Source organism: Benzoatithermus flavus (assembly GCF_037908215.1).
In the GTDB taxonomy this organism is placed as follows: domain Bacteria; phylum Pseudomonadota; class Alphaproteobacteria; order Geminicoccales; family Geminicoccaceae; genus Benzoatithermus; species Benzoatithermus flavus.
Genome location: NZ_JBBLZC010000040.1, coordinates 25,607 through 35,388 on the forward strand (window position 1 = coordinate 25,607; position 9,782 = coordinate 35,388).

Below are 9,782 nucleotides of genomic sequence, written 5' to 3' on the forward strand. Positions count from 1 at the left end.
GGTGAGCTTCGCCACAGCGGGCCGGCGATGCTGCATGCGCCCCTCTCCGCGCGTCCTTCTTCGGCCGGTGCTTCAGCCTAGGCGGTGCGTGTTAAAATTCCTCGAAGCCCGGCGCCATCCATGGCGCCGTCCTGTCGGCTCGGATCCGGCTCCCGGCATGAAAGACGTCCTTTGGCAGGCAGAACCGATCGACGGCGCGCGCAGGCCGTGGATCGGCGCTTTTAACCACGGCCGCGCCACGGGGGAAGAGGCCGCGACATCGGGCCCGGTCGCCGCTTCCTGTCGCGGCGGCTTCGCCCGAGGCCCGTGGCGCGGCCGCCACGGGGCGATGGCGGAATTTCCCGCGGTCGCGATTTAGCGGTATCGCGCCATCGCGGCCGGGCGGCGGCGCTGGCGTCCGCCGCCCGGCCGCGGCAAGCTCGCCGGCGCCAGAAGAGAGGAGAATCGGTCCTTTGCGCATCGTCCTGTTCGGCCTCGGCCACGTCGGCGCCACCACGACCGCCTGCCTCGCGCAGGCCGGGCACGACGTGCTCGGGGTCGATCCCGAGCCCGCGCGGGTCGCGGCGGTGGCGGCGGGCCGCGCGCCCGTCCGCGAGCCCGGGCTGGACGCGCTGCTGCGGGCGGGGGTCGCGGCCGGGCGGATCGCCGCCGCCACGACGGCGGGGGAGGCGCTGGCGGTGGCCGATCTCGCCATGGTCTGCGTCGCCACCCCGCCCACGGCCGACCGGCGCGGGCTCGATCTCGCGCGGCTCGTGGCGGTGGCGCAGGCGATCGGTGCCGCCATCCGCGGGCGGCGCCGGGCCGGCCGGCCGCTGCTCGTGGTGCTGCGCAGCACGGTACCGCCCGGCGCCACGGAGCGGCTCGTGCTGCCGGCGATCGCGGCCGCGGCCGGCGAAGGACCGGGTGCTGCCTGGGAGATCGCCTACCATCCCGAGTTCGCGCGCGAGGGCTCGGCCATCGCCGATCATCGGGCGCCGTCCCGGATCGTCGTCGGCGAGCGGGCGCCGGGCGCCACGCGGCGGCTCATGGGGCTCTACGAAGGGATCGCCGCGCCCTTCCTCGAGGTGCCGCTCGCGGTCGCCGAGCTCGCGAAGCTGGTCGACAATGGCTGGCACGCGCTCAAGGTGGCGTTCGCCAACGAGGTCGGCCGGCTCGCCGTGGCGCACGGGCTCGAGCCCGACGCCGTGGCGGCGCTGCTCCTGGCCGATGGGAGGCTCAATCTGGGGCCGGCCTATCTCCGCCCCGGCGCGCCCTATGGCGGCGCCTGCCTGCCCAAGGATCTCGGCGCCCTGCTCGGGCTCGCCGACGCGGCCGGCCTGACGCTGCCGGCGCTCGCCGGGGCCGTGGCCAGCAACGAGGCGCACCTCGCTTGGCTCCTCGCGGCGATCCGTGCCCGCGTGGCGCCGCCGGGGCCGGTGCTGCAGATCGGCGTCTCGTTCAAGGCCGGGACGGACGATCTGCGCGGCAGCCCGCTCGTCGAGCTGGCACGGCGGCTCGTCGCGCACGGCTACGCGCTCAGGCTGCACGATCCCGATCTCGACCCGGCGCGGCTTGCCGCCGCCGGCCGGGCGCTGCCGCCGGCCGGGGCGGCGCTGCTCGCGCGCGGGCGCGCGGCCGATCTCGCGGCGGCGGCGGCGGGCGTGCGGCTCGTCGTCCTCGGCAAGCCGTGCCCGCGCCTGCGCGCGCACCTGCCGGCCGGCGCGCCCGTGCTCGACCTGACGCGGCTCGCGGGCTTCACCCGCGCCGCGCCGGCAGCGTGACGGCGCGCCGGGTCGGGAGCGACCGAGCGCCGTGGCCCGGCCGGTCACGGCGGCGGTTTTCCCGCCCCCGAGCGGGGGCGGGAACCGGGGACCGGTTCAGGAAGCACCGGATCCTTTGACGACGACGAGGAGGGTTTTGCACAGGATCACCAGGTCGACCCAGGGCGACCAGTTCTTGATGTACCAGTTGTTGAGCTCGATCCGGCGGTAATATTCCAGATCGTCCCGCCCGCTCACCTGCCACATGCCCGTGAGCCCGGGCGTCACCTGCCGGTACAGCTCGAACGCCCGGCCGGTGTACTGCTCGCGCTCGTCCAGCAGCAAAGGCCGCGGCCCGACCAGGCTCATCTCGCCCTTGAGCACGTTCAAAAGCTGCGGCAGCTCGTCGATGCTGGTCTTGCGGATGAACCGGCCGATCGGCGTGATCCTGGGGTCTTGCGCCAGCTTGAAGCTCTCTTCCCATTCCCGCCGCCGCGCCGGGTCGCGCGCCAAAAGCTCGCGCAGCACCTGGTCGGCGTTCGGCACCATGCTGCGGAACTTCAGGGCGCGGAACACCCGGCCCTCGCGCCCGATCCGCGGCGAGCCGTAGAGCGCCGGGCCGCCGTCGAGCCGCACCAAAAGCGCCACCAAGAGCATCAGCGGGCTCAAAAACAGGAGCAGCAGGGACGCGCCGACGAGATCAAACACCCTTTTATAGACCAGCTTGCTGCCCACCGCCCCCGCGCGGCGGTTGCTCAGGACCACAAGGTCGTGGCCGAAGAACTTGTGCAGCTCCATGTCCTTGATCGACACGTCGCGCAGCGCCGGGACGATGCCGTGCGGCAGGCGCAGCCGCTCGTCGACCAGCCGCGCCGCCTCCTGGGTCGCCCTGACCTGGGTGTCGTCGAAGGCGATCAGCACGTAGCGGCAGGCGCCGCTCGCGACCAGGCGCGCCAGCTCCCGCTCGAGGTCGAGCCCCTGGCCGACCGGCAGGCGGCGGGTGATCACCTGGCCGACATAGGGATCGTGGCCCAAGAGCCGCGCCACCTCGTCCATCGCCGTCGGGCTGCCGATCAGGACGGTCGGGCAGCGCCACGGCCCGAGGCGGAACAGGGCGTGCTTGAGGGCGACGCGGGCGAGCACCAAAAGCCCGCCGGCGAACAGCCAGGTGCTGGACAGCCAGATGCGCGACGGCTGGACCTTCAGCGCGAACTGGAGATAGCCGTCGATCAGCGCGGCGATGCCGACCCCGGTCAGAAGCTGCTGCGCCTCGGTGGCGAAGGACTGCCGGGCGCCGTAGTGGCCCTTGAGCGCGAACCACAGGCACAGGCCCGAGCCCAGCAGGTAGAGCTGCAGCGTGCGCTGCGGCAGGAAATCGTCGTAGAAGCTGCCCGGGCTCGCGGCCAGGAAGGTGGTGCGCAGCCAGTCGGTGAGGTGGGTGGCGAGGGTGAACGCCAGGAGCAGGCAGAGCGCGTCGCCGAGCAGCAGCAGCCGCCCGGTCAGCCGCTCCGGCCGCCGCCACGCCCCGGCGCGCGCCCAGGAAAGCGTCCCGGTGCTCATGACGACGGTTCCCCGTCCGACCCGCGAGGGGGCCCGACCCGGCTCCGGTCGCAGCGGCGCATCATCCTCGCATGCTCCTTCCCGGCGTTTCCGGCCGGCGCGCGCCGGCATCGTCCGTGGCCGCCGCGCGCCGGTCCCGGCGATCGGCAGCCCAGTCTGTCCCTAGAAGGAGCATCGTCCGGCCACAAGGAGGCGCGCGGCGGATTTCCCGCCCCGAAGCGCGGTGATGCACCGACGCAACAGCCGGGTACGGCCGCGCCGTTGGGCGATCCCGCTATTTCGCCGTGTCGCGCTTTTGCGGTTTGCAGCTCCCGGCGCGCGCGGCTATGCAGCCTGCGCGTCCCCACCCTTTTCGCGCCGGGGCGGAGCCGATGCGGGTCATCACCATCGCGAGCCAGAAGGGCGGCACCGGCAAGAGCACGCTCGCGATCAATCTCGGCGTGCTGGCCGGGGCGAGCGGCGCGCCGGTGGTGCTGGTCGACTGCGACGCGCATCGCGGTCTCGCCCAGTGGCGCCTCGTGCGCGCCGCCGCGCGGCCGGTGGTGGCCGAGCTGCCCGAGCCCGGCGGCGTGGAGGCCGTGCTCGCGAACTGCCGGGCGGCGGGGGCGGAGTTCGTCGTCCTCGACACGCCCGCCGGCACGCCGGCGCCCGGTAGCGTCATCGCGCGCGCCATCGCCGCGGCCGATCTCGTCGTCATGCCGAGCAAGGCGGGCTTTCTCGACATCATGGCCGCCCGGGCGACGGTGGCGGCGATCCGCCGCGCGCGCGTGCCGGGGGTGATCGTGCTGAACGAGGTGCCGCCGCGCGGCGCGGTCGTGGAAGGGGCGCGCACGGCGCTCGTCGGCTACGGGCTGCCGGTCTGCCCGACCGCGGTGGCGCACCGGGTGGCGGTCGGCTACTCGCTGCTGCAGGGACAGTCGCTCGCCGAGTACGATCCCGCGAACCGCGGTGTCGCGGAGTTCGCCGCGGTCTGGGCCTGGATCAAGGAGCATCTCGCGCATGGCATCGCCGCGTCATCCCGCCCGCCTGCTCGAGCGTCTTGACGTCAAGCAAGGCCTCGTCAGCGAGGCCGAACGCGCGGTGCTGGGTGCCGCGCCGTCCCCGGCAGGGCGGGGCCGCGGCCGGCCGCCGCGGCACGAGGAGCCGGTGCAGCAGACCACGATCCGGCTGACGCGCGGCGAGTGGGCGGCGCTGCAGGCGCAGGTGACGCGCGAGACGCTCGCGCGCGGCGGCCGCCGCTACGTCACCGACATCATCCGCGACGCGATCGCCGAGTATCTCGCCCGGCACGGGTGAGGGCCGGGGCGCCGGCTGGACAGGACGGCCCGGACAACCTGCCGGCCGGCCGTTGCCCCGGGACCGGGCCGAGCCCGCCCCCGTGACCGGGACGCCCGCGGCGGATCCGGATGCGCCCCGCGCCGGCGCCGGGATCGGTGCCGGGACGGTGGGGTGCCGCGCCATCGCGGCCATCCGCCGTGCGGGCCGCGTGGGCCCGGGCGCGCGCCCGGAGCGGCGGGCATCGGCCCGCCGCCGGCTACCCCCTCGCTTCGCCCCGGCTTTCGCCGCTAGGATCGGGCGAGGCTGCCGAACAAGGACGATGCCGGACCGGCACCCGCCCCGCACGCGCGGGCGGCACGGCCCGAGAAGCCGGCAGGAAGGCCCGTGGCCAAGAACGAACGACGGCTGAGCAAGGAGGCGACATGCCAGGGACCCTCGACAGGCAGGAGGAGGCGATCCTCGAGGAGGACGTCAAGGTCCTGCACCACATGGGCTACGCGCAGGAACTCGCGCGGCGCATGCATCTGTTCTCGAACTTCGCGATCTCGTTCTCGATCATCTGCATCCTCGCCGGCGGGATCACCGCCTTTCCGGTCGGCTTCTCGGCCGGCGGGCCGTTCTCGGTGACCATCGGCTGGATCCTGGGCGGCCTGTTCTCGCTCCTGGTCGCCGTCGCCGTCGCCCAGATCGCCTCCGCCTATCCCACGGCGGGCGGGCTCTACCACTGGGCCTCGATCCTGGGCGGGCGCGGCTACGGCTGGGTCACGGCCTGGATCAACCTCTTGGGCCTGATCTTCGTCGTCGCCTCGGTCGATGTCGGCGTCTACCTCCTGTTCAAGGACCTCGTCGCCGCCCGCATCCTCGGGCTCGACGTTTCGGGCTGGGGCTATGGCGCCCAGGTGCTCGCGGTCGCGCTCATCCTGCTGAGCCAGGGTCTGTTCAACCATTTCGGCATCCGCACCACGACCGCGATCACCGACTTCTCGGGCTATCTCATCCTCGTCGTCGCGGTGCTCTTGACGCTCACCATGCTGGCCTGGGGCGCCACGTTCGACCTCTCGCGCCTGTTCGTCCTCGTCAACAACACGGGTGCCCCCGGCGGCGGCTTCTACCCGGAGCCGCGCGCCGCCCTGATGGCGCTGCTTTTGGGCATGCTCTACCCGCTTTATACGATCACCGGCTTCGACGCCTCGGCGCACACCTCCGAGGAGACGGTGAACGCCCGCCACACCGTGCCGCGCGGCATCGTCCACTCGGTCTTGTGGTCCTTGATCTTCGGCTTTTTCATGGCGGCCTCGTTCGTTCTCGCCATGCCGGACCCGGCCCTGGCGGCGAAGGACGGCGGCAACAGCTGGTTCAACCTGTTCGACGGCCTGCCCGCGCCCGTCTTCCTGAAGCATCTTCTGGCCATCGGCATCGTCGTCGCCAACTATTGCTGCGGGCTCGCCGGCCTGACCTCGACCTCGCGCATGGTGTTCGCGTTCGCCCGCGACGGCGGGCTGCCGCTCTCGGCCACGCTCCGCCGGGTCAGCCCCGCGCACCGCACGCCCGTGCCGGCGATCTGGGCGAGCGCGGTCCTCTCGCTGGCGGCGACCCTCTACTCGCCGGCCTTCAACGCGCTGGCGGTGGGCTGCGCCATGTTCCTCTACATCTCCTACGCCATGCCGGTCGCGGCCGGGCTGGTCGCGGAAGGGCGCACCTGGACCGAGTTCGGGCCGTTCCGGCTCGGCGTCTGGTCGAAGCCGGTCGCGGCCGTCGTGGTCCTGGGTGTGGTGGTGCTGGCCTATGTCGGCATCCAGCCGCCCTTCGACATCCTGATCAGCTATGCCGTCGGGCTGCTCGTGCTGCTGCTCGTGATCTGGTTCGGCTTCGAGCGGCACCGCTTCCAGGGTCCGCCCGTGGGCGAGATGATCAAAAAGCGCCAGGCCGAGATCCGCGCCGCCGAGGCCGCGGTCGGCGAGCCGGGCCATCTCGGTTGAGCCGGCAGCACGCCGTGCGGATCGCCGCCATCGACCAGGCCACCACCAGCACGCGCGTGCTGGTGGTGGCAAGCGACAGCGGCGCGGCGAAGATCCCGTGCGCCACCGCCGGCACCGGACCGGGATGGCCGGGCCGCTCGGGCGCAGGCACGTCCTAGGATAGCATTCCAGATCGGCCCAGGGCAGCGGCAGGAGGAAAGGCCGGCGCCCGCACCCGGCGCATGGGCACGAACGAATGGGGACAAGCTTTGCCCGGCAACCATGAAGCCGGAAAGGGCCGGCTCGGCGCACCCGGGCGCTCGGCCGGGCCACGGCTCCCCGGGCAGCGCTTTCGCCGCTGCGCCGCTGCCGCTCTTGCCAAGCAGGGGGCCGGCGGTGTTGATGCGCACGGTTCGCTCCCTGCGCGGCGGCGGTCGCGTCCGGGCCGCCCGTGCACGCTGCCGCAGGCAGCGGTGCCGCGGGCCGCCCAGGAGCCGGAACCGATCGGCCGCAACGTCGGGACAGATGGTCAGATGCACCCCGAGATCGTGTTCGTCCTCGCCCTGCTCGCCGCGGTCCTGGCCGGGCTCGGCCTGCATCCGTTCACGACCTATCCTTTGAGCCTCGTCCTGCTGCGCGCCTGGCGCGGCGGGCGCGCCGCCCCGCCGGCGGCAGGAGGGCGGGCGTCCGACCGCCCGGCCTCGGTGGCGATCGTGTTCTGCGCCTACAACGAGGAGAAGAAGCTGCCGGCGAAGCTCGCCAACGTCGAGGCCCTGCTGGCGCGACATCCCGAGCTCAGCGTCCACGTCTACTCGGACGGCTCGAGCGACCGCACCGACGCGATCCTCCAGGAGCACGCGGCGCGCCACGCGCCGGAGCGGTTCCGCGTCGTCCTCGGGCGGGAACGGGCCGGCAAGAGCACCGGCATGAACCGGCTCCTCGCCGGGGTGACGAGCGAGCTCGTCGTCTTCACCGACGCCGACATCAAGCTGCGGCCGGATCTGGTCGCGAACCTCCGGCGGCATTTCGCCGATCCTGCCGTCGGCTGCGTGTGCGGCCATCTCGTTCCCACCCGTGCCGGCGCCGGCGGCACCGCGGCGACCAACGCCGGCTACCGGCGCTTCGACGAGTGGCTGAAGCACCTGGAGAGTGGGATCGACACCACCGTGGCGGCGAACGGCGGGCTGTTCGCGATCCGCCGCGCCCTGTTCCGGCCGGTGCCGCCCGACATCATCGACGACATGTTCACCTCGGTCTCGATCTTGTGCGACGGTTATCGCCTCGTGCACGCCGCGGACGTGGTCGGCGACGAGGAGCCGCAGGCGAGCCCGGGCGCCGAGATGCGCCGCAAGCGCCGGATCGCCTGCCGCTGCTTCCGCTGCCACCGGCTGTTGTGGCCGCGGCTGCGGCGCCTGCCGTGGCTGCGGCTCTATATGTACCTCTCGCACAAATATCTGCGCTGGTGGAGCGGCGCGCTGCTGGCCGCCGCCGGCATGCTCGCGGCGCTGACGCTCGTCCTCGCGCGCCCGCTTCTCGGCGGTGCCGTCCTGGCGCTGGCCCTGCTCGCCGCCGGCCTCGCCTGCGCCTTGCAGCGCCGGCTGTTCGAGATCGGCCGCAGCGTGCTCGTGGGCATCGTCTCCCCCAGCCTCGGCGTGGCCGACGCGCTCGCCGGCAGGACCTACGTGGTCTGGGCGCCGGGCCGCGGGTCGGCCTGAGCATCGGCCGGACACCCGGCTGCCGTCGCCCGGCCGGGCCGCGGGCCGGCTGGCCACCAGCACTTCCTTCCCGGCTGACCGGCGAACAGTTCCGGCCGCGCGTCGGACCACGGCCGCGCCGCGGCCGCCATTTTCTACCGGAACGCGTATAATCTCTCCAGTATAGCTATTTACAGATGCGAATGCTGCCGCTAACAAAACTTTAAGGCTAATTAACGTCCTGACATTCGAGACCTTCACGCGTGCGGGCCGACACGATGCACGGCAAGGATTCCCCCTCGACCACGGAGGCCGCCGAGAGCTCGCGTGCCGCGACCGTCCGCAGCCGTCGGGCCGTCCTGAGGGCGGTGCCGAGCGCAGCCCTGCCGGCACTCTCCGTTCTCCTCGGCTGGGGGAAGGCCGCGGCGGCGCCGAGCGCCACGCCGGCCCTGGAAGCGGGACTGGCCGCGGCTTGCGCGGCGGCGCCGGTGAAGCTGTGGTGGCGCAACGACGACGTGGGGGTCGAGAAGCCCCAGTTCACGCGCCTCCTCGACATGGCGCAGCGACGGCAGGTACCGGTGACGCTCGCCGTGGTGCCCAAGATCCTGAAGCCGGCCTGCGCCTTGCGCATCCTCCGCTACCCGCAGGTGACCGTCGCGCAGCACGGCATCGCGCACGCCAACAATGCGGCCACCGGCCAGCCCGTCGAGCTCGGCGGCGACGTCGACCGGGCGCTCCTTGCCGCCCAGCTCCGCGCCGGCCGGGAGCGGCTCGAGGGCAGCTTCGGCGCCCGGTTCCTGCCGATGCAGGTGCCCCCTTGGGGACGGGTCGCCCCGGACGTGGCCGCCATGCTGCCTGGCCTGGGCTTCAAGGCGCTCTCGACCTATGGCTGGAGCCGCGCGGCGGGACCGGCGCCGGGCCTGCCGCGGATCAACATCCAGCTCGATCTCTACCGCTGGACCGCGCCGCGCGGCCCCTTGAGCTACGACGAGGTCCTGGTCCGCCTGACGGGGCTGGTGCGCGCCGCCAAGGGCGAGCCGATCGGCATCCTGACCCACCACAGCGTCATGGACGATCAGGCGTTCGCCGTCCTCGACCGGCTGCTGCTGCTCGTGCGGCAGATCAAGGCGATATGGCTGTCGCGACTCGAGGAGCTGCTCGCGAAGGGCGCGTGACGGGCGGCCGGCCGCACGCGCGGCGCCACGGCGCGCCGTGCCGTGGCGGCTTCCGGCGCGGGCCGGAGCTCAGCGGCCCTTGGACCAGAGCTGCTGGTAGCGGGCGGCCGCGGCGGGGTTGTTGGCGGGCGGGTAGATCTTGTGCACCCCGGGCGGGATGATCGAGCCGCCGCCGTTGAAGTAGGATTCGTAGGCCATCACCGCGGCGTTGGCGCGGAAGAACTGGTACATCTTCTCGATGAAGAACGGGTTGTCGAACCCGTTGTCGGCGCAGGGCATGCCGGGATAGTGGTCGGAAACGCCCCATTCGGGCACCGAGAACCGCTTGCCCTTGGCCTTGGCCCAGGCGAGCCAGGCGCCGAGCCCGACCGGATTGCC

General features: G+C 73.0%; 7 protein-coding genes and 1 pseudogene. 6 read left to right on the forward strand and 2 right to left on the reverse strand.

The annotated features are described in order from the left end of the window. The first annotated feature begins 452 nt into the window (after positions 1-452). Positions 453-1,760: a nucleotide sugar dehydrogenase gene (locus U1T56_RS22970; protein ID WP_418161848.1), complete on the forward strand. Its 1,308-nt coding sequence runs from the start codon at positions 453-455 to the stop codon at positions 1,758-1,760. Between the two features lie 96 nt (positions 1,761-1,856). Here the strand turns inward: U1T56_RS22970 and U1T56_RS22975 are convergent, their stop codons facing one another. Continuing rightward, entirely contained in the window at positions 1,857-3,299 is a 1,443-nt protein-coding gene (locus U1T56_RS22975) for an exopolysaccharide biosynthesis polyprenyl glycosylphosphotransferase (RefSeq protein ID WP_418161847.1), read from the reverse strand. A gap of 371 nt (positions 3,300-3,670) precedes the next feature. Here U1T56_RS22975 and U1T56_RS22980 point away from each other — a divergent pair, with 371 nt between their 5' ends. The 5 genes from U1T56_RS22980 (at position 3,671) to U1T56_RS23000 (ending at position 9,404) form a co-directional block, all read left to right on the forward strand. Further along, positions 3,671-4,342 (forward strand): ParA family protein, encoded by a 672-nt coding sequence (locus U1T56_RS22980; RefSeq protein WP_418161849.1) that lies wholly within the window; start codon positions 3,671-3,673, stop codon positions 4,340-4,342. Then, positions 4,299-4,595, forward strand: coding sequence for a hypothetical protein (locus U1T56_RS22985; RefSeq protein WP_418161850.1), 297 nt, complete (start codon positions 4,299-4,301; stop codon positions 4,593-4,595). Before U1T56_RS22980 ends, U1T56_RS22985 begins: the two co-directional genes overlap by 44 nt. Positions 4,596-4,999: 404 nt before the next feature. Then, entirely contained in the window at positions 5,000-6,556 is a 1,557-nt protein-coding gene (locus tag U1T56_RS22990; protein WP_418161851.1) for an amino acid permease, read from the forward strand. Between the two features lie 512 nt (positions 6,557-7,068). Beyond that, positions 7,069-8,250, forward strand: a complete 1,182-nt coding sequence (locus tag U1T56_RS22995) for a glycosyltransferase (RefSeq protein ID WP_418161852.1) — start codon at positions 7,069-7,071, stop codon at positions 8,248-8,250. Positions 8,251-8,492: 242 nt separating this feature from the next. Further along, complete coding sequence (locus U1T56_RS23000; protein WP_418161853.1) at positions 8,493-9,404, forward strand: polysaccharide deacetylase family protein; 912 nt, start codon at positions 8,493-8,495, stop codon at positions 9,402-9,404. Positions 9,405-9,473: 69 nt separating this feature from the next. Here the strand turns inward: U1T56_RS23000 and U1T56_RS23005 are convergent. Continuing rightward, positions 9,474-9,782: pseudogene (locus U1T56_RS23005) on the reverse strand (hypothetical protein); the annotation flags it as partial.

Coding starts and splice junctions, on each gene's coding strand:
- U1T56_RS22975 (WP_418161847.1), bottom strand. CDS start 3,299: ATGAGCACCGGGACGCTTTCCTGGGCGCGCGCCGGGGCGTGGCGGCGG.
- U1T56_RS22980 (WP_418161849.1), top strand. CDS start 3,671: ATGCGGGTCATCACCATCGCGAGCCAGAAGGGCGGCACCGGCAAGAGC.
- U1T56_RS22985 (WP_418161850.1), top strand. CDS start 4,299: ATGGCATCGCCGCGTCATCCCGCCCGCCTGCTCGAGCGTCTTGACGTC.
- U1T56_RS22990 (WP_418161851.1), top strand. CDS start 5,000: ATGCCAGGGACCCTCGACAGGCAGGAGGAGGCGATCCTCGAGGAGGAC.
- U1T56_RS22995 (WP_418161852.1), top strand. CDS start 7,069: ATGCACCCCGAGATCGTGTTCGTCCTCGCCCTGCTCGCCGCGGTCCTG.